General features: G+C 39.2%; 17 protein-coding genes and 1 pseudogene. 8 read left to right on the top strand and 10 right to left on the bottom strand.

The window, feature by feature from the left end; translation table 11 throughout:
- Positions 1-11: 11 nt before the first annotated feature.
- Entirely contained in the window at positions 12-788 is a 777-nt protein-coding gene (locus tag VGE44_RS06370) for an endonuclease/exonuclease/phosphatase family protein (RefSeq protein WP_331077083.1), read from the bottom strand.
- A gap of 133 nt (positions 789-921) precedes the next feature.
- On the opposite strand from VGE44_RS06370, the gene nagB reads away from it, so the two are divergent.
- The 4 genes from nagB to VGE44_RS06350 all read left to right on the top strand — a co-directional run bounded on the left by nagB (position 922) and on the right by VGE44_RS06350 (position 8,557).
- Entirely contained in the window at positions 922-2,838 is a 1,917-nt protein-coding gene (gene nagB, locus VGE44_RS06365) for a glucosamine-6-phosphate deaminase (RefSeq protein WP_331077080.1), read from the top strand.
- Between the two features lie 19 nt (positions 2,839-2,857).
- Positions 2,858-4,387 (top strand): sulfatase, encoded by a 1,530-nt coding sequence (locus tag VGE44_RS06360; RefSeq protein ID WP_331077078.1) that lies wholly within the window; start codon positions 2,858-2,860, stop codon positions 4,385-4,387.
- Between the two features lie 128 nt (positions 4,388-4,515).
- On the top strand, positions 4,516-5,673 hold the full coding sequence (locus tag VGE44_RS06355; RefSeq protein WP_331077075.1) for an acyltransferase family protein: 1,158 nt from the start codon (positions 4,516-4,518) through the stop codon (positions 5,671-5,673).
- A 40-nt stretch (positions 5,674-5,713) separates the two neighbouring features.
- Positions 5,714-8,557, top strand: coding sequence for an insulinase family protein (locus VGE44_RS06350; RefSeq protein ID WP_331077073.1), 2,844 nt, complete (start codon positions 5,714-5,716; stop codon positions 8,555-8,557).
- A gap of 70 nt (positions 8,558-8,627) precedes the next feature.
- Here VGE44_RS06350 and VGE44_RS06345 read toward each other — a convergent pair whose 3' ends face one another.
- On the bottom strand, positions 8,628-10,157 hold the full coding sequence (locus VGE44_RS06345) for a glycoside hydrolase family 10 protein (RefSeq protein ID WP_331077071.1): 1,530 nt from the start codon (positions 10,155-10,157) through the stop codon (positions 8,628-8,630).
- Positions 10,158-10,415: 258 nt separating this feature from the next.
- On the opposite strand from VGE44_RS06345, the gene VGE44_RS06340 reads away from it, so the two are divergent.
- Positions 10,416-11,330, top strand: a complete 915-nt coding sequence (locus VGE44_RS06340) for a hypothetical protein (protein WP_331077069.1) — start codon at positions 10,416-10,418, stop codon at positions 11,328-11,330.
- Between the two features lie 25 nt (positions 11,331-11,355).
- Here VGE44_RS06340 and VGE44_RS06335 read toward each other — a convergent pair whose 3' ends face one another.
- The 4 genes from VGE44_RS06335 to VGE44_RS06320 form a co-directional block, all read right to left on the bottom strand.
- On the bottom strand, positions 11,356-15,102 hold the full coding sequence (locus VGE44_RS06335; RefSeq protein ID WP_331077066.1) for a sensor histidine kinase: 3,747 nt from the start codon (positions 15,100-15,102) through the stop codon (positions 11,356-11,358).
- 78 nt (positions 15,103-15,180) lie between these two features.
- A complete protein-coding gene (fabD, locus tag VGE44_RS06330; RefSeq protein WP_331077064.1) occupies positions 15,181-16,062 on the bottom strand; it encodes an ACP S-malonyltransferase in 882 nt (293 codons plus the stop codon).
- Positions 16,063-16,123: 61 nt separating this feature from the next.
- Positions 16,124-16,759 (bottom strand): GTP cyclohydrolase I FolE, encoded by a 636-nt coding sequence (gene folE / locus VGE44_RS06325; RefSeq protein WP_331077062.1) that lies wholly within the window; start codon positions 16,757-16,759, stop codon positions 16,124-16,126.
- 25 nt (positions 16,760-16,784) lie between these two features.
- Positions 16,785-17,195 carry a 6-pyruvoyl trahydropterin synthase family protein gene (locus tag VGE44_RS06320; protein WP_331077060.1) on the bottom strand — a complete coding sequence of 137 codons (411 nt, stop codon included), beginning with the start codon at positions 17,193-17,195 and terminating at the stop codon, positions 16,785-16,787.
- An 80-nt stretch (positions 17,196-17,275) separates the two neighbouring features.
- Here VGE44_RS06320 and mqnB point away from each other — a divergent pair, with 80 nt between their 5' ends.
- From mqnB to rfaD, 3 genes are read left to right on the top strand one after another with little or no spacing between them, the layout of a single operon-like run.
- Complete coding sequence (gene mqnB, locus VGE44_RS06315) at positions 17,276-17,920, top strand: futalosine hydrolase (protein ID WP_331077058.1); 645 nt, start codon at positions 17,276-17,278, stop codon at positions 17,918-17,920.
- Entirely contained in the window at positions 17,917-18,771 is an 855-nt protein-coding gene (locus tag VGE44_RS06310) for a 1,4-dihydroxy-6-naphthoate synthase (protein WP_331077056.1), read from the top strand. The genes mqnB and VGE44_RS06310 overlap by 4 nt, the downstream gene beginning before the upstream one ends.
- Before the next feature lie 26 nt (positions 18,772-18,797).
- Complete coding sequence (gene rfaD, locus VGE44_RS06305; protein WP_331077054.1) at positions 18,798-19,763, top strand: ADP-glyceromanno-heptose 6-epimerase; 966 nt, start codon at positions 18,798-18,800, stop codon at positions 19,761-19,763.
- On the opposite strand, the gene VGE44_RS06300 is transcribed toward rfaD, so the two are convergent.
- From VGE44_RS06300 to VGE44_RS06285, 4 genes and pseudogenes are all read right to left on the bottom strand, one after another.
- Positions 19,758-20,987 carry an FtsX-like permease family protein gene (locus VGE44_RS06300; protein WP_331077052.1) on the bottom strand — a complete coding sequence of 410 codons (1,230 nt, stop codon included), beginning with the start codon at positions 20,985-20,987 and terminating at the stop codon, positions 19,758-19,760. The two genes, rfaD and VGE44_RS06300, sit on opposite strands and share 6 nt — an antisense overlap.
- Before the next feature lie 17 nt (positions 20,988-21,004).
- On the bottom strand, positions 21,005-21,643 hold the full coding sequence (locus tag VGE44_RS06295) for an MBL fold metallo-hydrolase (RefSeq protein WP_331077050.1): 639 nt from the start codon (positions 21,641-21,643) through the stop codon (positions 21,005-21,007).
- A gap of 805 nt (positions 21,644-22,448) precedes the next feature.
- Positions 22,449-23,750 carry a M20/M25/M40 family metallo-hydrolase gene (locus tag VGE44_RS06290; protein WP_331077048.1) on the bottom strand — a complete coding sequence of 434 codons (1,302 nt, stop codon included), beginning with the start codon at positions 23,748-23,750 and terminating at the stop codon, positions 22,449-22,451.
- Between the two features lie 651 nt (positions 23,751-24,401).
- Positions 24,402-24,599: pseudogene (locus VGE44_RS06285) on the bottom strand (gliding motility lipoprotein GldD); the annotation flags it as partial.

Genomic DNA, 24,599 nt, shown 5'->3' with positions numbered 1-24,599 from the left:
ATACACTTAAATTAGTTTCGATAAGACTTCATGACCTTAAAAACAGCTACTACGGGCAGATGATCTGAATAAACCACATCACCTGTGTCCTGTTTTTTGATCATTGCTATCAGACCCTTTTTAACCAGAATGAAATCAATTTTGTTTTTTGGTTTTATTGCAGGATAAGTGGGGCCTGATAGCTTAGTCACATCAGTGAAAAAGCTCTCCAATGTTTCAAGCTCTTTTGTTCCGGGCTTTGCATTAAAATCTCCCGTTAGAATGATTGGATTTTTGCTCTCTGAAAATATTTTTACAATTTCTTCGGACTGAACCTGACGGGATCTTGAATCGCGATAATCCATGTGCACAGTTGCAAAAGTGAATTTAGTCCTGCCTTTTATGAATTCTACTGTCAAGAGAGATCTGGTTTCCGGTTTCCCGCTACTGCTTAAACTGATACGCAAATCTTTAATATCTATAAGTGGATAACGCGATAATACCCCTAATCCATAGGAACCACCGTCAAATGCAAAGTGTCGGGCATAAGCGTAATACATACCGGTCTGCTCTGCAAGAAATTTCATCTGATCAACCTTTCCTGAACGATTACAAACACTATCAACTTCCTGCAAACCAATAATATCGACTTTTGAATTCTTGATATACCGGGCAATTTCCATTAATTGATCATGATTAGCACTATTTTGTCCGATATGAATATTATAAGACATAACACTCATCTTTTGAGCCAGGACAGTGGAACTACCCAGAAAGCCTAAAATAGCCAGAATTAGAAACCTTTTCATCTTGTGTAATGATATAAAAAAGCGGCTAAATACCTGCAAATAAAATTTGCCGGTCAATATATTTTGAGAAGTTCCCCTGCATAATGAATTTGTAATTATATTTGCGTCTCACCTAAAAAAGTCTGACCCTCTTATGGCAAGATTAAATTTACTTGAAGAAACCCGCTTCGAAAAACTTCCCGTTACAGTTTATCCAAATGAAGAAACCGCTGCTAAAAAGGTTGCGCGCCGGATTTCTGATCTGATTATCAGAAAACAAAAGAATGGCGAGAGCGCAATTCTTGGACTTGCGACCGGTGCAACTCCAGTTGGCGTTTACAAAGAACTGGTAAGGATTCACAAAGAAGAAGGCCTCAGCTTTAAAAATGTCATTACCTTTAATCTTGACGAATATTTTCCTATGAAACCCACATCGCCACAGAGCTATGTTACTTTCATGAAAGAAAATCTGTTCAACCATATTGATATTGATATAGCTAATGTTCATATCCCCGATGGAACCTTAGCTATCGAAACAATCCATGGCTTCTGTCTGGAATATGAAAAGAAAATTACCGCCCTTGGAGGACTCGACCTTCAGATACTTGGTATTGGTCGCACCGGACACATTGGTTTTAACGAACCAGGTTCTGCACCAAATTCAGGTACCAGACTGGTAACGCTCGATGATCTTACCCGCCGTGATGCTTCACGGGACTTTGGAGGAAAAGAGAATGTACCAACCAAGGCGATAACCATGGGTATCGGTACAATTTTCAAGGCAAGAGAAATCATTCTGATGGCATGGAGCCTTAAAAAGGCATCAATCATTAAAAAAGCAGTTGAAGGGGAGATCTCTTCTGAAGTTCCGGCAACCTATCTTCAGCTTTCAGAAAATGTTGAGTTCATACTTGATCAGGATGCTGCTTCAGACTTAACCCGCTTCAATACCCCATGGCTCGTTAAAGATTGTATATGGGATGAGCAAATGGTCAAAAAAGCGGTTATCTGGCTTGCCAATACTCTTGGGAAACCAATATTAAAGCTTACTGAAGAAGATTATAACAATCATGGTATGGCCCAGCTTGCAACTGAAAAAGGCCCTGTTTATAATATAAATATTCATATTTTCAATAAACTTCAGCACACTATCACCGGCTGGCCGGGTGGAAAAGGTAACGCTGACGACTCACAAAGACCAGAGCGTGCTGTTCCGGACAAAAAACGGGTTATTATATTCTCTCCGCATCCTGATGATGATGTAATTTCAATGGGTGGAACATTTATCCGCCTGGTAGACCAGGGTCATGATGTAAATGTTGCATACCAGACTTCTGGTAATACTGCGGTTTGGGATGATGACGCACTCCGCTTTGTTGAATTTGCCCGCGATTTCAGCAAATCCATTAATATGGATACCAAAAAGCTGGATGATCTATATCACTCCATGCGGAATTTTCTTGAGACAAAACAGCCCAATCAGGCTGATACATCCGAAATTCAGATATTAAAGGGGCTGATTCGTAAAGGAGAAGCGATCAGCGGTGCACGTTTTGCCGGACTTAGTGACGAACAGATCCACTTCATGTCATTGCCTTTTTATGACAGAGGTAAAACACAAAAGAATCCGGTTTCTGAGGATGACATCAAAGTAACTATAGATCTCCTTGAAAAAATTAAACCTCATCAGATCTTTGCTGCAGGTGATTTTGCTGATCCGCATGGAACTCATAAAGTATGTTTTGATATTCTTATTCAGGCACTTGGACGCTTGAAAGATAAGGAATGGATAAAAGATTGCTGGTTATGGCTATACAGAGGTGCATGGCATGAATTCGAGACACACGAAATTCAAATGGCTGTTCCGCTTTCGCCGCAGGAGGTTGAACGTAAACGCTTTGCGATATTCAAACATCAGTCTCAAAAAGACAGACCTGTCTTTCCTGGTGATGATGCCAGGGAATTCTGGGTCCGTGCCGAAGACCGTACCCGTGAAACCGCTAAAGCATACGATAAGCTGGGATTGGCCGAATACGAAGCAATGGAAGCCTTTGTCAGGTGGAAATTTTAATCCATTCTGATCTGATATTATGAGGAAAACGATCTCAGTTATTATTATCAGTATGCAGGTCGCCTTGACTGCTTTTGCCCAGCAAGTTTCAAAGCCCAATATCATCATCATTCTGACAGATGATCATGCTATTTCCACTATTGGAGCATATGGATCGAAGTATGGAGCAACTCCCAATATAGACCGTTTAGCAAAGGAGGGGGCACTTTTTAAGAAAGCATTTGTTGTAAATTCAATCTGCGGTCCAAGCAGGGCCGTTTTACTCACCGGCAAGTACAGTCACATAAATGGAATGCGGGATAACCGCGATACATTTGACGCTTCTCAGGATGTGTTTCCCGCCCGACTTAAACAATCCGGGTTTCAAACTGCATGGATCGGGAAATGGCACCTGGTTTCCTATCCACAGGGATTTACATACTGGAATATTTTACCTGGCCAGGGACAATATTATAATCCTGATCTGATTAATATGCAGGGTGACACTACCCGAAATGAAGGATATGCTACAGATGTAATAACAGACCTGACTATAGACTTTCTTGATAAACGCGATCCTTCAAAACCTTTTTTCGTGGTAGTTGGTGAAAAAGCCCCTCACCGTACATGGATGCCCGACATTCAGGATCTGGGTAAATTTGATAAAGTCAATTTTCCTCTCCCAAAGAATTTTTATGATCAGTATTCAAACCGGATTGCCGCCGGAATGCAGGATATGTCGATTGCAAAGACCATGAAACTGGGCTATGATCTCAAAATGAGAAGTGAACCGGATGCACTGGCTGCTTCTTTTCTTGGCCGGATGAGTCCTGATCAGCGATTAAAATGGAATGCCTATTATGATAAAATAGACGAGGATTTACAGAGCAGGAAACTAACAGGAAATGAATTAACGGAATGGAAATATCAGCGGTATATGCGGGATTATTACAGCACTACACTCTCACTCGATCGCAATATCGGTAAAATCCTTTCCTATCTGGATAAGAACGATCTGACAAAAAATACCATTGTAGTTTATACCTCCGATCAGGGATTCTATATGGGTGAGCATGGCTGGTTCGACAAACGTTTTATGTACGAAGAGTCGATGCGTACTCCTTTGATAATCAGATATCCTGGTATAATAAAACCCGGTACTGTATCGAATCAGATTGTATCTAATGTTGACTTCGCCCCTACATTTTTAGAAGCTGCCGGGTTAAGTATTCCAAAAGAAATTCAGGGTAAATCTATGATGCCTCTGTTCAGAAATACAAACGCAAGCATCAGAAAATCAGCCTATTACCATTTCTACGAATTCCCCGGCGAACATAGTGTTTTAAAGCATTTCGGAATTCGTACCAGCCGATACAAATTGATCCGTTTTTATGAACATAAAAATTTCTGGGAACTTTACGACCTTCAAAAGGACCCAAATGAAATGAAAAATCTTTATGGCCTGAAAAAATATCAGGCAATTACAGAGGATCTTAAAGAACAACTCAAACAGCTGAGTATAGAAAACAAGGATGAAACAGCTTTAAAAGTTCTGTCTCAGAGGCTTTAAGAACCTTGCTGATCCATTTATCGATACCGGCAAATCAATGCTTACAGGCGCTGGTTTATTAAATCATGCAAACCCTTTTTTATTAAAATAAAAAAATGCAGATTTAATATTCATTTATTATAAACCTGATGTCGCAACCTTCTATTCTTCAACAATCTCCGGTCAGACTATTATCTCTTGATGTTTTCAGAGGTCTGACTGTGGCAGCAATGATTCTGGTCAACAACCCGGGTAGTTGGAGCCATGTTTATGGTCCTTTAAAACATGCTGAATGGCATGGTTGCACCCCAACAGATCTCATTTTCCCTTTCTTTTTGTTCATTGTTGGAGTTTCCATCAGTTACGCTCTTGGCAGCAAAAAGGGATACATGAGCCATTCGAAACTTATCATGACTGCCTTAAAAAGGGCACTGATATTATTTGGACTTGGCTTATTTCTAAACCTTTTTCCAAAAGTATTTACTGAACCGATGGAAGCATTCCAAACAGTTCGGATTCCGGGAGTTCTGCAACGTATTGCTGTTGTGTTCTTCATTACTGCCGTAATTTTTATAAAAACCAACCCAAAAACCCAGCTTAGATTATTGATTGGTATCCTTATCGCCTACTGGGCAATGATGACCCTGATCCCTGTTCCCGGAGTGGGATATGCTAATCTTGAAAAAGAAACCAATCTGGGTGCCTGGCTCGACAGAAGCCTGCTTACAGAGGCGCATTTATGGCGCTCAGCAAAAACCTGGGATCCTGAAGGAATTCTGAGTACCCTGCCAGCGATTGGTACAGGGCTCTTTGGTGTTTTAGTAGGTACCTGGCTAAAGCGTAAAGACAGGGAAGAAAGCGTAAAAATTTCCTGGATGTTTTCAATTGGGATATTAGCTGTTATTCTTGGTCTGATCTGGGATCTTTGCTTCCCAATAAATAAAGCACTTTGGACAAGTTCATTTGTTCTTTACGCCGGCGGACTTGCTACTATTGGACTTGCATTATGTTACTGGCTGATTGATGTTCAGGGCTATAAAAAAGGGACAACACCATTTGTTGTTTACGGAGTAAATGCAATAACCGTGTTTTTTCTTTCAGGACTTATCCCTAGAATTCTGACCATGATTAAGGTTAATATGCCGGATGGAACCACAGTAAACTCGCGTGAATGGATGTATGAAACCTTCTTCAGTCCGTACTTTTCACCAATTAATGCATCCCTTGCCGGTGCAGTAACCTTTATTTTGATCTGGCTTGGCATCCTTTGGTGGATGTATAACAAAAAAATTATTATCAAGGTGTAGTTTTTGCTAATTTGCAATCCAATTATAAACCCTAATAAAAATGAAATTTCTAAATAAATCAGTACTTACCCTCTCGGTAGCGGTAATGTTTGCTGCTGCAGGAGTATCAAATGCTCAAACAGTTGTAAAAAACAAGCCTGCTGCTACCAAGCAAGTACCTTCAGGAACCATTCCATTAGACCCGGCTATCAGAACCGGTAAGCTTCCAAATGGCTTTACCTATTATATCCGTAAAAACATTGAACCCAAAAATCGTGTTCAGCTTTATCTGGCAAACAAAATAGGCTCAATCATGGAAAATGATGACCAGCGTGGACTGGCGCATTTTATGGAACACATGGGTTTTAACGGAACAAAGAACTTCCCTAAAAACGATCTGGTTAATTACCTTCAAAAAGCAGGAGTTCGTTTTGGTGCTGATTTGAACGCTTATACAAGTTTTGACGAAACTGTATATCAGCTTCCAATTCCATCAGATGATCCCGAAGTACTAAAAAATGGTATTCAGATCATGCGCGACTGGGCGCAGGACGCAACTTTAGATCCTGCTGAAATTGACAAGGAACGTGGGGTGGTATTGGAAGAAAAGCGTTTAGGAAAAGGTGCTCAACAACGTATGCAGGATAAATATCTTCCAATGCTTTTCAATAATTCGCGCTATTCCGACCGCCTTCCAATTGGTACCGAAGACGTACTGAAAAATTTCTCTGCTGAAACAATCAAACAGTTCTACAAAGATTGGTATCGTCCTGATCTTCAGGCATTAATTGTTGTTGGAGATATTGATGTTGATGCAATGGAACAAACCATCAAGGCAAAATTTTCTGATCTTAAAAATCCCGCTAAGCCACGCCAGCGAACCAAATATTCGATCTCCTTATTAAATAAAAACCAATTTATCGCAGTAACTGATAAGGAATTCCCAGTTAGTGTCGCACAGATAATGATCAAGCATCCGGAGTCGAAGCTGATCACCACAACAGATTACAGAAACAGTATTCTAAGATCCCTGTTTAATTCCATGATCGGGACCCGTTTTGCCGATATGAGCAAACAGGCTGACCCTCCTTTTTTACAGGCTGGAGCCAATATAAGTGGTTTTTTAGCCGGGCTTGACATGTATAATGTATTCGTTGTAGCGAAACCGGGAGAAATGGAAAGAGGATTTAAAGCCATTCTGACTGAAACTGAGCGGGTTCAGCGATTCGGATTTACTCAGACTGAATTGGATCGTGCCAAGCAATCGTATCTGACCAATATGGAGTCAGCCTTTAAAGAGAAAGACAAAACACCCTCTGAAAGCCTTGTAAACGAATATCTGCGCCATTTTCTGGAGCAGGAAGCAAGTCCGGGTATTGAATATGAGTACAAAATGGCTAATAGTATGACTGGAGGAATTAGCCTCAGTGATGTGAATAACCTGGCCAAAAAGTATATTACCGACGTCAACCGTGATGTGATCATCATGGGTCCTGAAAAAGATAAAGATAATCTGCCTGATGAAGCCAAAGTTGAAAGCTGGATAAGTGGCATTAAACAAAGTAATATTAATGCATATGTTGATCAGGTTTCAGATAAGCCATTGCTTTCTGCTAAATTAAGCGGCGGAAAGGTTGTTTCTGAATCTAAAATTCCTGAAATCGGGGTAACTGAATTCAAATTAAGCAATGGTGTAAAAGTGGTTCTGAAACCAACCGATTTCAAGAATGATGAGATTAGTTTTTCTGCATTCAGTGCGGGCGGATCTTCATTATACAGCGATGCTGATTTTCAATCTGCCCTCTATGCGACTGCGATCATCAGAAATGGCGGATTGGGTGAATTTAATTCAGTTCAGCTTCCAAAATTATTGAGCGGTAAAAAAGTTTCGGTTTCACCGTATATTATGGAGAGGTTTGAAGGAATATCCGGTTCAACAAGTCCTAAGGACATTGAAACTGCATTACAGCTAACCTATCTCTATTTCACACAACCCCGTAAAGATGCCGAAACCTTTAAAGGTCTGATTGCTCAGCAAAAAGGTGGACTCGCAAACAGGGGTAATGACCCGAACAGTGTATTTGCAGATTCTGTAGCTGCTATTCTTGGGAATTATAATGTTCGCAGAACGGGACCATCTGTTGAGAAAATTAATCAGGTCAGCCTCGACCGTGCATTTGAGATCTATAAAGATCGTTTTGCTGATGCAAGTGATTTTACATTCGTTTTTGTTGGAAGTTTTAACCCTGCAGAACTTAGGCCTTTACTTGAACAATATCTGGGCTCATTACCTTCAAGCAGCCGTAAAGAAACTGCAAAAGATCTTGGGATTCAGATTCCGGCAGGCAAAATTGACAAAAAAATCTATAAAGGCCAGGAGCCAAAAGCAAGTGTGCGTCTTGTTTTCAGTGGTGACTATACCTGGAGTGAAAAACATAATAATCAATTAAATGCACTGGCTGAAGTTCTGACTATTAAACTGATTGAACGCCTGCGCGAAGACGAAGGCGGCGTATATGGCGTTGGCGCACGTGCCTCGTATACCAAGTTTCCAAAAGGACGCTACAGCTTCAGTATTTCTTTTGGTTGTGCACCTGAAAACGTTGAAAAACTAATCAGCTCAACGCTTGATGAAATAAATAAGATCAGAGTAAATGGTGCCCTCGCTGGTGATATTGAAAAATTCATTGCCGAAGAAACCCGTACTACAGAAACACAACTTAAGGATAATGGTTTCTGGTTGGGTTATCTGACCAGTCAGCTTCAGAATGAGGATGAGCCCAAACAGGTTTTAAGTTACCTTGAATCATTGAAGGAATTAAGTCCTGAAGCCCTGAAAGCAACAGTTCAATATCGTCTGAACCCTGATAATTTCATCAGAATTGTGTTACTTCCTGAGAAATAAAAGATCTCACCCAATAAAAAAGGCCGTTCATTATCTCATGAACGGCTTTTTTATGCTCCAAGATTAAAACTCAGAATCTTGGGCCTGCGGTAACTGCATTTGAAGCCTGACTTTCATTCTTAAGCCTGTCTATAGCAGTAACAACATAGGTATAAAGACGGTTAGCATTAACTAAAGTGTCTGTAAATGTTGTTTCTGATGCTTTAAAGGAGATCTTCAAAATATGATGGGCCTGTTCAATATCCATTCGTTCGCCCCGGTTAACCCTATAAATTACATATCCAAAAGCTTTATCACCATCACTGGCCAGAGCAGGTGCTTGCCAGCTTAATTCAACACCCTTTGTTACAGATTTGGCTGTAAGTACTGTTGGAGCATTTGGTTTAACATTATCCAGCCAGGCCATTGTTGGCTGAAGGGCGGGATAACGGTAAAAATCTCTGCGAAGTGAATCCTTAACTCCTGCCATATTATTGCTGACAGATTTGGAGCTGAAAAAGACGCTCCCTTGAGCATTCTTATTATTTCTTAGATATCTGATCTGTTTCGGTATCTGCGATCTGTCACTCCAACCGGGCCGGTTTTCTAATGCCCTGTAAACACCCTGACCCACATATAAATGTTTTCCAAAGCTGTTATTACTCCACCAATCGAGCAATTTATCATAAGGAGCCACCTGATAACCAAAAGGGAAATATATCTGTGGATTTATATAATCCAGCCATCCCGATTGTACCCATTTCCTGGCATTGGCATAGAGCTTACCATAACCGTCAAAGCCATTACTTTCAGAGCCATCCGGGTCCTGCGATTTGTTTCGCCAGATACCAAAAGGGCTAACACCAAACTTAATATGTTTTTTTGCATGGTGAATACTGTCTGATAAGGTATGGATCAGCGTATCAACATTATTCCGACGCCAGTCATCAATATTTTTGAATGCGCGTCCATATTTATAATATGTTTCACTGTCTCTAAGTGGCTGAGCCTCCGGATAAGGATAAAAATAATCGTCGAAATGAACACCGTCAATGTCATAGTTTCGAACTACATCCATAATTACACTCACAATATATTGGCGTACTTCGGGCAATCCGGGATTAAAAAGCTTCTTTCCACCATAGGTAAAGAACCATTCCGGTTTCTGCTTCGATATGTGGTTGGCAGCGGTATGTGCATCAATAAGATTATTTGTTGCGCGATATGGATTAAACCATGCATGAAGTTCCATACCCCGTTTATGAGCCTCTTCAATTGCAAAATCAAGGGGATCATAATTTGGAACCGGGGCCCTTCCCTGAGTTCCGGTCAAAAAACGGCTCCACAATTCACGGCCTCTACCATAAAATGCATCAGTAGCAGGCCTTATTTGCAACATTATCGCATTAATGCCGCTTTTCTGATGATCATCAAAGATGCGGATTAGTTCAGCCTTCTGTATATCAGAACTTAATCCCGGCTTGGATGGCCAGTCGATATTGGCAACTGTAGCTACCCAAACCCCCCTGAACTCTCGTTTGGGATTAGATTTAATTTGAGATCTTAAATAAACAGGAACAGCGAGGAGGAATGCGAGGAAGAAAATTACTTTTTTTACCATGTAAAAGAGGAACGTTTAGCGGGTAAAGATAATTAATCTAATTAATTGCATTATTGTATTTTGGGCAACAATATGGATAAACAATACCAAAAAATGTGTAATTTCAGTCTTTAAGGTACCCTAAAAGGCTTAAAATGGTATGTACACAAGTCAAAAAATATTAAAACCCAATTCTTAAACAATATATTTGTCCCGAATGAGGTTTTATCGAATTGATTTTAAATAGACATTTAATTTTCGTTAAACAGATAATTGAACATGGAAAACCCGGAACAGGAGCAGCCGATACGAAAGGACTCAAATAAGATTTATTTTTTGGTTGCTGTAATTCTTGCCTTACTAGGAACCAATACCTACTTATTTTTTAAAGACAAAAAAGCGAATGACCGTATCGTTACTGTAAGTGATGAAAAAACCAGAATGCAGACTGAAATTGATAAAATTGAAGCTGAGCTGGATAATGCAACGAGCAATAATCTGAAGATTTCAGAGGAAATGCTGAAAGAACAGGAAATAGCAAGAGAGAAGATTGATGAGTTAAGAAATGCCCTCAAACAAGGTCAACTAACACAAGGTCAACTTGCAAAAGCACAGGAAGAAATAAAACAACTACGATATTTTGTTTCCAAATACTCAACAGAAATTGATGAACTGAAAAAACAAAATCAGGACCTGACGAGTGAGCGGAATGAGCTCTTGTCGGCAGTCGACTCAGTAAGCACCAAAGCAAATGAACTTGAAAAGCAGAATGAAGAGTTATACACTAAAGTTCAGGCTGCGGCTGCAATTAAATCAGGCAATATTTCAATATCAGCACTTAACATTCGGAATAATGGCAAGGAGAGTATGGTTACCCGTGCAAGTACAACCGATAAGCTAAGGGTAAACTTTTCACTTATAAATAACCCATTAGCTGAAAAAGGTATTCATACTCTTTTTCTGAGAGTAATCGACCCAAGCGGCAATCTGGTGATCAGCAATAACGGAGGAATGTTTATTTCTGATGATGAAGAATTACAATATTCTTATAAAACCGCGATTGAATTTGCAAATGACGGAAGGAGCTATACCATAGATTGGTCGGATAGCAGAACATACCAGAAAGGGGTCTATACAATAATCCTCTATACTGATGGATATACTATGGGAAAAGGAACAGTAAGTCTCAGGTAAATAGGCTATCCATTAATTTTTGTTTTTACACGATAATTTTCTCATTTGGGGATTCAAGCAGTGGTATTACTATATAAAATGTAGTACCAATATCCACTGCTGTTTCAAATGTGATTTTCCCACCAATATTTTCTAAAGCCTGCTTCACAAATGCAAGTCCAAGTCCGGTACCCGAACTTTTTGTGGTAAAATTTGGAGTAAAAATCTTTCTTCTAAGTTCTTCAGACATACCGGTTCCATTATCTTTTATTTCAACACATACAGAACCTGGCTTGCAGTACAACAGAATGTCAATAATACAATGCCTTTCACCAGACCTGGCCTCGATAGCATTCTTAATTAAATTATTAAAACATCTTAATATCTGATCCCGGTCTGCATTGATAATAATATCATTCTCCGAGTCACTTTCAAAATTAATAGTTGTGTGCTCAGACTGCCTGTAAAGTATAATGGATTGCCTTATTTTCTCATTAAGATTTATCTGTTCTAATCTGGTTTCGGGCATTTTAGCGAAATTAGAAAACTCAGAGGCTATATGTGAAAGACTTTCTATCTGCTCAATGAATGATTTGGTGAAACGTTCAAATTTAGCTTCAAATTTTGGATCCTTTTCTTTCCAGGATTTCTCCAATAACTGAACCCCAAGTTTTAAAGGAGTCAGCGGATTCTTAATCTCATGAGCAACTTGCTGTGCCATTTCACGCCAGGCCGATTCACGCTCTGAACGGGCAAGCTTTTTTGCACTTTCTTCAAGGGCAGATATCATTGTATTATATTCACTGATCAGCTTTCCAATCTCATCATTCCGCTTCCAATTGATATGTTCATTCTTCGCCCCAATTTTAGTATCGCGCAGAAGTTTTTGAATCAATGTCAGCGGACTCGTGATCCTGCTTGCCACAAAAACAGCAATAAAACCTATGGCCACAAATACCAGGGCATAAACATTGATCAGCGCATTCAGAAAAATGCCTATCCGATCCTGGTAATCCTTTTCATTCGAAAAGTATGGAAGACCCAAATATGCAATTACCTCACTTTTGCTGTTCCGCAGAGGTACATATGCAGAAATAAATGACAGATTTCCAATCCGTTCCCTGTTTATAAATTCAGATTTCTGTAATCTGTTAAGATATAAATAAGCCAATGCATTCATCTGAGATGCAATTAAACCATTCTCATAAATCTTAGGTTGAGTAGAATGCAGGAGCCTGCCGTTAATATCAAACAAATTCAGATCCACACCATTAAGATCGGCTAAGCTATTGAATGCAACTTCTGCCTGCTCGTCAGGAGTTGGCATTCCCATATCCACAATTTGCTTATTGATACCGGATGCGATCTTGGAAATTTTATCTAAAACCGTGTATTCCTGCTGATCTCTGTACTGCTGACTAATATTGAAAAAGGTGATTATACCGGTTATCAAAAGTGTTATCACGACTGCAGCAACCATAGATACCTGTATCCTTGTTTTATACAGCATTCTGTTGGATGAGATCAGCAGCCTCCACCTGAAATTTCGGAAACTGACATTATAGTTTTGTAAACTGTTCCAGGTCAATCGAAGAACATATACTAAACCTGCAAACAATAACAAGATTAAAAATATGAACGAAACAGATGCGAGTTGGGTAAAGAGAGTGTTTATTTCACGACTGACAATTACAAGCTTTCTGGGATTTGGCTGAAAGATCAGGTGATTATATTGCCGGCCATTTTCAGAACTATTGACATAAACAAATTCTCTGTTCTTTCCACTGAATTCATTATTTACCAGATTATAAACATAATTCCCATGCTGGTTTAGTAAGCGACCGTCACTATAATATGCGAAGGAATAATCTTTGAGCTGAATATCTTCCTTTATTTTTCCATCAATGAGAAGTTCAGGAAAGACACCGACTTCATTCAGGCGTTTAGAATTAAGTTGTAAAACCAGAGTTCCAATCTTATTATTATCCTCAATTATTGGCAATATTGCAAAGTATTGTTTAAAGCCAAACGTATTATTTCTTTGGTAAAAATATTCTGTGACTTTGACCGAGCCCTTTAGGACCAGGTTTTTGAAATTAGACAGTGGGATACCCCTATCGCCCCGAAAAAATTCATCCTTTTCATTATACTCAAAACTCTCGAAATCATATCTGGATAAATAGCCGGCCATATACAATTTCACAAGCCTGTTATTCAAAGCACTGTGACTTGATAAGGGGTCATTAAAATAATCGACAATAAATTTATCGCGGATGATTTCCCCTTCCAGCTTATAAAACAAAAGAATTGCATTGGGATCTACTGATGACTCCAGTTTACCTGCCAGAATCTTCCGGCTTTCCTGTTCTTTAATAAATTGATACTTTGATAGTTTCAATGAACCAATGAGGGCACAGATCAATATACAGACAACCAAAGTTCCGGCTTTCACTTTCCCTTCTGATTTAAAATAGGCCCGACCTGCCAGAAAGAGTATTAAAGCGAATAAAAGAAAGTATACAGTAAACTCCGTAAAGATTATATGGTATAATATCCCCAGAAACAGGGCTACTGCAAAAATGATAGGGCGCTCAAGGGCATTGATATTCAAGCGGGATATTAAGGCAAGTGAAAATGATATGATCAGATATAGATTCAGAATTGCAAAACAGAAGATCAGAAATCCAAACCAGCTCAACCAGGTAGAGTTCAGCACATTGCTTACATCAAAGTTGATATTCGAATTAGTTACCAGTCCATTAAAAAGATCATCAATGATATACGCAGTGATGCAAACAAACAAACCCGTTGCTAATAGTAAAATATAGCTGATGGGCTTACTGTAAAGGGAAACCGACGCTAAGATTTTATTCCTGTAAGAGTAAATGAATACTAATACCCATGTAAAAGACAGGATGTTCAGAAAAAATTCTCCAATAGATGGAAAGAAATAACTTGAGGCGTAATGCTTAGGATCGAAAAGTTCAATATCAAAATACCTGCTTAACCATCTGTTTTGAAGATCAATGAGTCTGAAAGCGAGAACCGAGCTAAACAATAAAAGAACCGCAAAGCCTACATTGCCTTTATTTGCTATAGAAATACAAAGATGGGTCAAAAATATCAGAGCAAAAGTGATGGCCATAATCCACATCAATAATTCAAGATAGTTGTAAAATGAATTAGGGGCCGGCATTTTGAGCTTCACAGAAAATAAATATTTGCCACCCAGATTGCGGATATTAAATACCTCTTTATCATTCAAACTGGCTATTTGCAAAGTGTTTGAAGATAGAAGGTCTTGTGAAAAATTATTCCTCAGGTATTCATTCTGATAAGGATAATCAGACATTACAGGAATGTAACATATAACAGAAAAATCTCCCCAGGATTTTTTTACAGCTTCATAATATCCATTCTTCCAATGAATAAATGTGCTTCCTTCCCGAAGCAGACTGTCGGTTTCTAATACGATATGGATCCCACTCCAAAAACTGAGTTTCCCCTTTTCAAAGGTCTGGATATAGATGTCTTCCTTTCCACTGAACTCAGAAATTATAAATTGAGCCCATTCTCCATTATTATTGATGTTTTTTAATGAATCGCGGACAGCAACATTATTTAATAACTGATCAACTAATTTCTCTTTTCGGTGAAGACGTCGTTCGACTTTCCGGGCTTCAAGGCTAAGTACCTCTTCGTCCTGAATAGTATAATTTATAGTTAAAGCAGTGCATGCAAAGCCAATGGCCAGCAAAAGAAGAAGAAGCCGAATTTTTAAATTCCCGGACAAAGGTGATGAATTAGGTAAAAGTTTAAAAACTTAAGTCAACAAAAATCAGTCCCTTTCAGGGAATTTAAATGAATATTTTTAAAAATCAGCGCTGAATGTCGGTATACTGCGATCAACTTTCTTTACAAGGCCCTGCAATACACTACCAGGACCCACTTCAGTAAATGAAGTTGCTCCGTCCTGGAGCATTTTTTCAATTGTTTGTGTCCAGCGTACAGCCCCGGTTAACTGTGAAATCAGATTATGTTTAATATTGGCTACATCAGTGTATGGTTTTGCGTCAATGTTTTGATAAATCGGGCAAATGGGTTCATTAATTTCTGTATTCTCAATTGCCGATTGCAGTTCAACACGTGCCAGTTCCATTAAAGGGGAATGAAATGCTCCTCCAACATTCAGTTTTAATGCTCGCTTTGCACCGGCTTGAATTAATAATTCGCAAGCCTTGTCAACTCCCTCAATCGTTCCTGATATAACCAATTGACCGGGGCAATTATAATTAGCAGGTACAACCACATCGCTTACCCGTGAACAAATATCTTCAACTGTAAAATCATCCAGCCCCAGGATAGCTGCCATAGTTGAGGGTCTGATTTCACATGCCTTTTGCATCGCATTGGCACGGGCACTGACCAATCGTAAACCATCTTCAAATGACAGGGCCTTTGCAGAAACCAGGGCTGAAAATTCACCTAAAGAATGACCTGCAACCATGTCGGGCTGGAATTCACTTTTAAGTTCTTTAGCAAGAATCACAGAATGAAGAAATATGGCTGGCTGAGTTACATTAGTTTGCTTCAAATCTTCATCAGTACCCTCAAACATAATATCTGTAATCCTGAATCCAAGGATTTCATTTGCACTTTCGAATAAATTTCTTGCTGCTTCAGAATTATTGTAAAGATCCTTACCCATCCCTGAAAACTGGGCACCTTGTCCCGGAAAAATATATGATTTCATATCCTGTAAAAGCCCTTAGAGGCGATAAAATGTTAAAAATATTTCTTTTTAATAAATTTATTTAACTCAAACTAGCGGTAATAAGTCTTAAGAATTCTGAGCGCGTAGTTTCATTTACAAACTCACCTGTAAATGCAGAGGTAGTGGTAACCGAGTTCTGCTTTTGTATACCCCTCATCGACATACAGAGATGTTTGCATTCTATTACTACGGCGACACCCGAAGGATTCAGGGTGTCCTGAATACAATCACGGATTTCATTGGTTAATCGCTCCTGAACCTGTAAACGACGTGCAAACGCATCTACAACCCTCGGGATTTTACTAAGACCCACAATATGGCCGTTGGGAATATAAGCAATATGCGCCTTCCCGAAAAAGGGCAGCATATGGTGTTCGCACATTGAAAATACTTCAATATCCTTAACCACCACCATTTGGCTATAATCTTCCTTAAACATTGCGCTGCGTAGAATTTCTTCGGGCTTTGCATCGTAGCCATGAGTAAGAAACTGAAGAGCCTTTGCTACACGGACTGGTGTCTGCAGCAATCCTTCACGGGATGGATCCTCGCCCAGATCAGTTAATATTGCCTTATAATGAGATGCAATACGCCCGATCTTTTCCTGATCGTAACTATCAATCTTGACATAACCATCAATCTTATCAATCTCGGTATTATTACTTTTTATACTCATACTATTGGTTTCAATTCCTTTAATATTACCCGAAATACTCTACAAAGTTATTTTCTGTTTCATATAATTTTATTGAATGCAAAATAGCTCCCTGGTTTTCGACATGGGGTTTAAGAACCTCAAAAATTGTAACTGCAAGTACCTCCGTTGAAGCCATTTTACCTTTCATAAAATCTACATCCAGGTTGATATTCCTGTGATCAAGTTCATTGGTCACGTAGACTGTTATGATCCTTTTTAGTTCTTTTAGGTCAATAACAAATCCTGTTTCAGGGTTAATCTCTCCCTTCACTGTTACATACAATTCGTAATTATGCCCATGCCAGTTGGGGTTAGAACATTTTCCGAATATTTCCAGATTTTGTTCATCGCTCCACTCCTGCCTGTACAGCTTATGTGCTGCATTAAAACGCTCTCTGCGAGTAATATATATCATTTTCAATAAATTAAAATGCAAATATACTCAAACTAAAAATGCCTCAAGGACAAATAAAGCTAATTGCGTAACTTCGCTTAATGAATATACTTCTTGTAGCCGCAACTCAGGCCGAGATTAATCCATTTCTGCTTCATCATGGATTCCAAAATCTTTCTATCCGGGAAAAGCAAATTGGAGAACATCAGGTGAGCGTTCTGATAAGTGGTGTTGGAATGGTCGCCACTGCCTTTGCTATGGGTAGCTATTGTGCTGAAAAAGCATTCGACCTGGCTATTAATGCAGGCATTGCAGGCAGTTTCGATACAGCAATTCAGCCGGGTGATTTGTGCAGGGTATCAGAAGATATTCTTGCAGAATTCGGAGCTGAAGACGGAAGTAATTTTCTGAGTGCGGATACTATTGGCTTAGGTAAGAGCCTGTTCTCTGCCACTACTGTATCAGGATTTCCGGGTTATGACCAACTAATAAATGTCAAAGCAGTAACCGTAAATAAGGTTCATGGCAATGAAAAGTCCATCGCTGAATTTGTCAAGAGGTTTCATCCGCAGATCGAAACAATGGAAGGCGCTGCATTTTTCTATGCCTGTGAACAAGCCGGCAGACCTGGGATACAGATTCGGGCGATTTCAAATATTGTTGAACGGCGCAACCGGGCGAACTGGCAAGTCGAACTCGCAATAAAAAACCTGAACGATACCCTTATTCAACTTTTCAACGCATGAAACTGAGCCTCGGATTTTCACCCTGTCCCAACGATACCTTCATTTTTGATGCGATGATCCATCAGAAGATCGACACCGAAGGACTTAGCTTTGATGTGGTATATGATGATGTTGAAACTCTCAATCAAAAAGCTTTCAGGACAGACCTCGATATTACTAAATTGAGCTATCATGCTTATGCTTACCTGACTGAAAATTATGTGCTACTCCATGCAGGAAGCGCACTTGGTTTCGGAGTTGGCCCATTATTGATTTGCAATAACGAATATTATATTTCTACCTATAGTTTTGCAGATCTCAAATCTCAGACTTCAAACCTCAGGATTGGCATTCCCGGCAAATATACCACGGCCAATTTCCTTCTAAGTCTCGCCTTTCCTGAAGCCAAAAACAAGATTGAGATGAAATTTTCTGAAATTGAATCCGCCTTATTGAACCGTCAGATCGACATGGGTGTAATCATCCATGAAAACCGTTTCACATACCGGGAGAAGGGCTTGAAAAAGATCATCGATCTGGGTGAATTTTGGGAGGATCTGACCCGGGGTCCTATACCACTCGGAGGTATTATGATTAAAAGGGATCTTCCCAAAGAAATAAAACAAAAAGTGAACCGTATCATTCGTAGAAGTGTAGAGTATGCATTTGATCATCCCGAATCCGGAATGAATTTCATCTGCTCACTTTCGCAGGAAATGAGTATAGAGGTCATTAAAAAACACATTGATTTATACGTCAACAAATTTTCCATTGATCTGGGTGAAACGGGAAGAAAAGCCGTTCAAACCTTCTTTGAGGAAGCACATAAAGTCGGTATCATCCCGGAAACGAAACAAAACTTATTCTTATAATTGTACAAAAGACATAATCATTTAGCATGATCATTATTACAGGCGCAGCAGGATTTATCGGAAGTTGTTTGGTTCAAAAATTAAACGATGAAGGTTTTTATGACCTGGTACTGGTAGATGATTTTTCCAGTGAAATCAAGAATAAAAATTTCGAGGGTAAACGCTATTCCAAACAGGTAGCGAGGGAGGTCTTTGCAGAATGGCTGCGCGAAAACCATTTGCATGTACAGTTTGTGTTCCATATTGGGGCTCGGACTGATACTACTGAGATGGATGTTAAGCTCTTCAATCAGCTGAATCTCGACTATACTAAGACCATCTGGAATATCTGTACCGAATTTGGCCTTCCGCTTGTTTATGCTTCTTCTGCAGCAACCTATGGATTAGGGGAGCAGGGTTATGATGATGATGAATCAAAGATTCCGATGCTGAAGCCCCTTAACCCCTACGGTGATTCTAAGAATGACTTCGATATATGGGCTTTAGAGCAGGAAAAGAAACCTTATTTCTGGGCAGGACTAAAGTTTTTCAATGTGTATGGCCCCAACGAATATCATAAAGGACGCATGGCCTCCGTGATCTTCCATACTTTCAATCAGATCAAAAAAACAGGGGCTATGAAATTATTCCAGTCCCATAATCCCGGATTTAAAGACGGCGAACAAATGCGTGATTTTGTTTACATCAAAGATGTAGTCAACGTTTTGTATTTTCTGATGCATCACCGTAAAGATTCGGGTATTTATAACCTGGGGACAGGTAAAGCAAGAACATTCCTTGACCTTGCAACACAAACCTTCCATGCAATGGATACCCCGGTTTCCATCTCATTTGTTCCCACACCGGAAGATATCCGTGAAAAGTATCAGTATTTTACAGAGGCCAACATGGAGAAGTTAAGGTCTATTGGTTATAGCCTTGATTTCTATAGTCTGGAAGAAGGTGTTGAGGATTATGTGAAAAATTATCTGATACCAAACAAATATTTATAGATCCTCCCTCAAATCCACTGTATTTTTCACACTTAAACGTGAAGAAATACCCGAGGCGATCACAGAAACTGTCAACACCGTAGCAAAGACCAGGATAAAATCAGAGAGTTTGATCCCTACCGGATAGTGGTCAATAATGAGGTTAGTGCCTGACATTGCAATAAATCCGAGCTTTTGCTGTAACAAAATAAACACCAGTCCGGCAGCCATTCCCACGATACATCCCAGCATTGATATCATCATCCCTTCAATAAAGAAGATACCCCTGATCAACTGCCTGTTTGCTCCAAGGCTGCTCAGAATTGCTATGTCTTTTCGTTTATCTATTACCAGCATGGTTAAGGAGCCAATAATATTGAAGATCGCGATGATCAGCACAAAGGTGAGTATCAGAAAAATAGCCCATTTTTCGGAATTCAGGATTTTGTAGAGCAACTCATTCTGCTGACTTCGATTCTTGACTATGAAATTGTTTCCCAGCAAGCTCTTTATTTCATCATGAAGTTCGTCTACATCTGTACCCGGCACCATATTAATCTCAATAAAAGAGATTAATTTCTCCTCATCAAGCAGGGTACGTGCAAACTGAATCGGCACAATGACCATATTATCGAACTCCTGCTGTACCATGAAAACTCCGGAGGGATAAATAGAACGAACATTAAATTCATCAGCGGGATTTATGGAATTTGAGGCCCCTTTTTTGGGGGAATAAATATCAAGGGTTTGAAACTCGTTATTTAGATTTACCGATAAAGAATTTTGCAGACCTGAACCGATTACAGCCATGTCTCTCCCAATATGATGGAGCGTAAAACTACCGCTGGAAATAACCGAATCCAGACCAGTCCTGTTTTTCATAAATCCTTCGCTAACTCCTTTTATCAGGGCAATCGACTGACTATCACCATACCTCACCAATGCTTTTTCTTCTAAAACTTCTGTATAGTTAAGAAAACGTTTGTCATTTTTCAGATTTATAAAACGACTATCAGAAGGATCGAATGTTTTCCCTTCTGCAGGTTCTATTCTTAACTCCGGACTAAAGGTATTGTACATCGTAAGTACAATATTTTCAAATCCATTGAAAACCGAAAGGATAATGATCAATGCTGCACTTCCTACAAATACCCCGAGCATGGAGATACCAGAAATAAAATTTATTGCATTAACAGATTTCTTTGAGAATAAATATCTTTTGGCGATATAGTAAGATGTGTTCACCTTTTTTAATCCTCAGGTTAGCTTAAAAAAGGGTTGAATTGTTTTTCAAAACCTATACTTGTCGCAGGTCCATGCCCCGGGTAAACCCTGGTTTCATCAGGCAGTGTAAATAGTTTTTCACGTATGTTGCTAATCAGCAGATCGTAGTTCCCGCCGGGCAGATCAGTACGTCCAATACTGCGGTAGAACAAAACATCACCGCCAATTAAAAACTTTTCTTCTCTATTAAAAAAACAGAGATGGGCGGGTGAATGACCGGGTGAAAAAATCAGTTCAAGCTCAGTTTCACCAAACTTTACCGTTCCGCTTTCAGACAGATAGACCTGAGGTAAAGGAGATACTTCATAACGAATTCCCATTTGTGGAGCATAAGAAACAATAGAATTCAATACCATTTCCTCTCCTTTATGAAATTGGGGGAACAAGCCATAAGTATCATAAATGAACTTGTTCCCCAGTACATGATCGATATGGCAATGGGTATTAAGCAATAATACCGGTTTCAGGTTATTTTCAGCAATATATTTTAGAAATGCATTCTGTTCTTCACCGGTATACATGCCTGGATCAATGATCACGCATTCCAGTGTATCATCATGAAGGATATAGGTATTTTCCTGGTAAGGATTAAAAGCAAAGGATTTAATCTGGATCATAATTGTAAAAGTACCAAATTATGAATTGGCTTAAGCCGAAATTGGATTGAAATTTACCTACATTTTAGACAAAGATTTCTTGAAGCTCATAATAAATTCAATCTATGTGGTTAAATACTAATCTTTAGATAGCTTAATATCGAACTCTTGTTGAATTACACTAAGTAAAATTAAAATCATTAATAAAGAAATAGAAAAACAAGCAGTGAAAGGCAATTTGTAAAAGGATATTTTGATAAAATAAATCGTAGAAATTGAGGTTTATCCCGGAACTGGAAACCTGAAGGAGAATAAGACTAAATTTGATGTATTTGTACTTCGCGTGACAAATTGGTCATACCATAGGATAAATGCTGACTGGAAGGCTTATTTTAGCCGATATTAAGAAATATATATCCTTATTCAAGCCAGATTATTTATTTCAAGGTATTTTTGTCTCCGTTTGAGCCATCCCGGGACTTAAAAGGGCCCTTAGAGGTAATTTGTTGGGCGATTATTAGGCGGAAAGTGCCAAAAATGAACTTTTTGCCCAACAAGAGCCCAAGAAGGGCTTAACAAATCCACTTTTTTGTACTATTTTATAATTTGGTATAAAAATGCAGTTTAATCCATTAGAAAAACCGGGATATATTCCGGTTTTTCATTCTTAAAAACTTAAAATCCGCTAAGCTATTTTGGCAGGATCTACTTTAAAGAATTATATAAATAACAACGTTTAATACACTTAGTACCTTCTGTTTGTCAGAGCGTACCCACAGGTACATTTTGAGTATTGCACAATGTCAGGCCTGTAAATCATCAGGGATTAATTCAGAGCCGGATTCTGACGGCTTAATCTGTAAATCATCAATGCAGCCCGTTGTATAAGCAGAGGAAACTCCTTCAGATTGATTAATTCACCCGGTTTATGTGCACCGCTTCCGGAAGCACCCATACCATCAAGACTATCTACATATTTTGCAATATCAGAAATATCGCCCGCCCCACGGGCACCGGGATCTCCGGCCCTGGTAACTCCGATTCCCATATCCTGAGTAATCCGGTCGAGATATTTAACAAGATTATAGTTCCCTTCAGTAGGTTCCATTGCAGGTAATCCGTCAGTGAAAGAAATGCTGGCAGAAGTCCCATTAAGACTTTGGGATACAATAGCTTTCATCCTTTCCCGTGCCCTATCCCGCTGAACTTCTGAAATGAAACGAAGATCCCCGGCTACAAAAGTTGTTGGTGAGATTATGTTGGTTTTACCAATAGCTTCCATCCTTGCATTGGCAGGATCAAGCCGGATCTCTGAACCACCACTGATCAAACCAGGATTGAAAGTAAGGTATTTCTCATCCTTAAGTTGAGTTCTGAATTCATTTATGATACGGGCTGCTTCATAAATAGCCCCATAGCCTGCATTTTCGCTGAATATCCCAGCAGAGTGCCCTGTTTTAGCAGACACATTCAATGTCCAGCCACCAATACCTCTTCTGGCTACAGCAACAGTATTTAAACCCTGAGCACCTTCAAAGCCCAAAGCGATATCTGTTGTTTTTGCACGTTCAATGAAATCTTTTCTTGCTACCTCATGCGGAGAACCCGAGCTTTCCTCATCTCCGGTGAAATAAGCGATGATTTGGGTATTATTTAATAAACCTAGTTCATGCAATGCTTTCAGAGCAGATATCATGACCACATTACCACCCTTCATATCATTCACCCCCTGTCCGGTTGCTGTGGAATCATTCAGTTTCTGATAGGGACTGAATTCCATATCCAACTCAAATACAGTATCAAGATGGCCAATGAGAAAAAGACGTTTACCCTGGCTGCCTTTACGGCTGGCCACCAGATGACCTGCACGACGTAAAGAATCGGGCAAATCAACCCACTCAGTAGTAAAGCCAAGCTTATCAAGTTCTCTCCGGTAAACCGCACCAACTTTTCTTACTCCATCTACATTCAGTGTTCCGCTATTGATATTGACCGATTCAATCAATAATTCTTCAGCTTCCCCATGATGGGCTTTTAGATAATCTATAATCTTCTTTTCATCAGAACTTAGCTGAGCTGAGGCACTTTGGACGATAATAAGCAGGAGGAACAAATAAAACGCTTTCATGAATTTTCAATTAGTTAGTAAAAGCCAAACAGCTAAGATAATTGTTGGATTGAATCTTTCATATCCTTAGGATGTATTTTGTACAGAAACAATAATAATGATACCATAATAGCAGTAGGTTACATGGTAAAGTGTTGAAAGGCGATATTGGCATTGCTAAAAACTATCTTAACCTGAGTAGATAATATAATAAGGGTAAAAAATACGGTTATAATTGGTCTGATGAGAATCTGGAGTCCCTACAATTGATTTTTAGAAACCAATGCTTGTGTGTTATAGGCTGGTTTAGCCCTTTCCTCTGGAGTATTTCCGGCAAGAAATCACGTTCTATTTCAAATTGCGAGTAGCCGGAAGATACATCCTTCGGCAAGGTTTATTTTACCCGGAGCTGTATTTCATAGGGAAGGACTGCCCGGAAAAAGGACCATCTGCCATTTGAAATAAACCCGGGTGGCAGCTGTAGATTTTTGCCGTGCAGATTTTTAAATTATAAAGGAATTTATACGCAAAAACTACGGCAGAACACGGGACTGCTGGAACCGAAGAATCACAGACCTTGCTTTCTAAAACAAATGAAAATATTCAACCTAAGTAGTCATGCAAAATTTTATATTGATCTCAGGTTAACTTATTTTCTAAAAAAATAGCTGTTCAGTTTCTCCATTTAAAGGTTTTAATCATTTGGTCTATATCCTTTTTAACAAAATCCAGAACCGGCTGTATTGAATCGAGTCTTGGCTGTTCATTGAAATAAAGGGCTCCACGAAGATAGTTTTTTGTACTGTCTGTCAGGAAAAACTGAACAGAAGAAGCCGTATTTCCATCAATGGAATAATAAATCCCATAAAC

The sequence above is a fragment of the Daejeonella sp. genome (genome assembly GCF_036405355.1).
GTDB lineage: Bacteria > Bacteroidota > Bacteroidia > Sphingobacteriales > Sphingobacteriaceae > Daejeonella.
The sequence above is the reverse complement of the archived record's forward strand: the minus strand, read 5'-3'. Positions and strand labels throughout refer to the sequence as shown.

What these genes read in the sequence shown, in the direction of transcription:
- VGE44_RS06370 (WP_331077083.1), bottom strand. Translation starts at nt 788, where the DNA reads ATGAAAAGGTTTCTAATTCTGGCTATTTTAGGCTTTCTGGGTAGTTCC.
- nagB (WP_331077080.1), top strand. Translation starts at nt 922, where the DNA reads ATGGCAAGATTAAATTTACTTGAAGAAACCCGCTTCGAAAAACTTCCC.
- VGE44_RS06360 (WP_331077078.1), top strand. Translation starts at nt 2,858, where the DNA reads ATGAGGAAAACGATCTCAGTTATTATTATCAGTATGCAGGTCGCCTTG.
- VGE44_RS06355 (WP_331077075.1), top strand. Translation starts at nt 4,516, where the DNA reads ATGTCGCAACCTTCTATTCTTCAACAATCTCCGGTCAGACTATTATCT.
- VGE44_RS06350 (WP_331077073.1), top strand. Translation starts at nt 5,714, where the DNA reads ATGAAATTTCTAAATAAATCAGTACTTACCCTCTCGGTAGCGGTAATG.
- VGE44_RS06345 (WP_331077071.1), bottom strand. Translation starts at nt 10,157, where the DNA reads ATGGTAAAAAAAGTAATTTTCTTCCTCGCATTCCTCCTCGCTGTTCCT.
- VGE44_RS06340 (WP_331077069.1), top strand. Translation starts at nt 10,416, where the DNA reads ATGGAAAACCCGGAACAGGAGCAGCCGATACGAAAGGACTCAAATAAG.
- fabD (WP_331077064.1), bottom strand. Translation starts at nt 16,062, where the DNA reads ATGAAATCATATATTTTTCCGGGACAAGGTGCCCAGTTTTCAGGGATG.
- folE (WP_331077062.1), bottom strand. Translation starts at nt 16,759, where the DNA reads ATGAGTATAAAAAGTAATAATACCGAGATTGATAAGATTGATGGTTAT.
- VGE44_RS06320 (WP_331077060.1), bottom strand. Translation starts at nt 17,195, where the DNA reads ATGATATATATTACTCGCAGAGAGCGTTTTAATGCAGCACATAAGCTG.
- mqnB (WP_331077058.1), top strand. Translation starts at nt 17,276, where the DNA reads ATGAATATACTTCTTGTAGCCGCAACTCAGGCCGAGATTAATCCATTT.
- VGE44_RS06310 (WP_331077056.1), top strand. Translation starts at nt 17,917, where the DNA reads ATGAAACTGAGCCTCGGATTTTCACCCTGTCCCAACGATACCTTCATT.
- rfaD (WP_331077054.1), top strand. Translation starts at nt 18,798, where the DNA reads ATGATCATTATTACAGGCGCAGCAGGATTTATCGGAAGTTGTTTGGTT.
- VGE44_RS06295 (WP_331077050.1), bottom strand. Translation starts at nt 21,643, where the DNA reads ATGATCCAGATTAAATCCTTTGCTTTTAATCCTTACCAGGAAAATACC.
- VGE44_RS06290 (WP_331077048.1), bottom strand. Translation starts at nt 23,750, where the DNA reads ATGAAAGCGTTTTATTTGTTCCTCCTGCTTATTATCGTCCAAAGTGCC.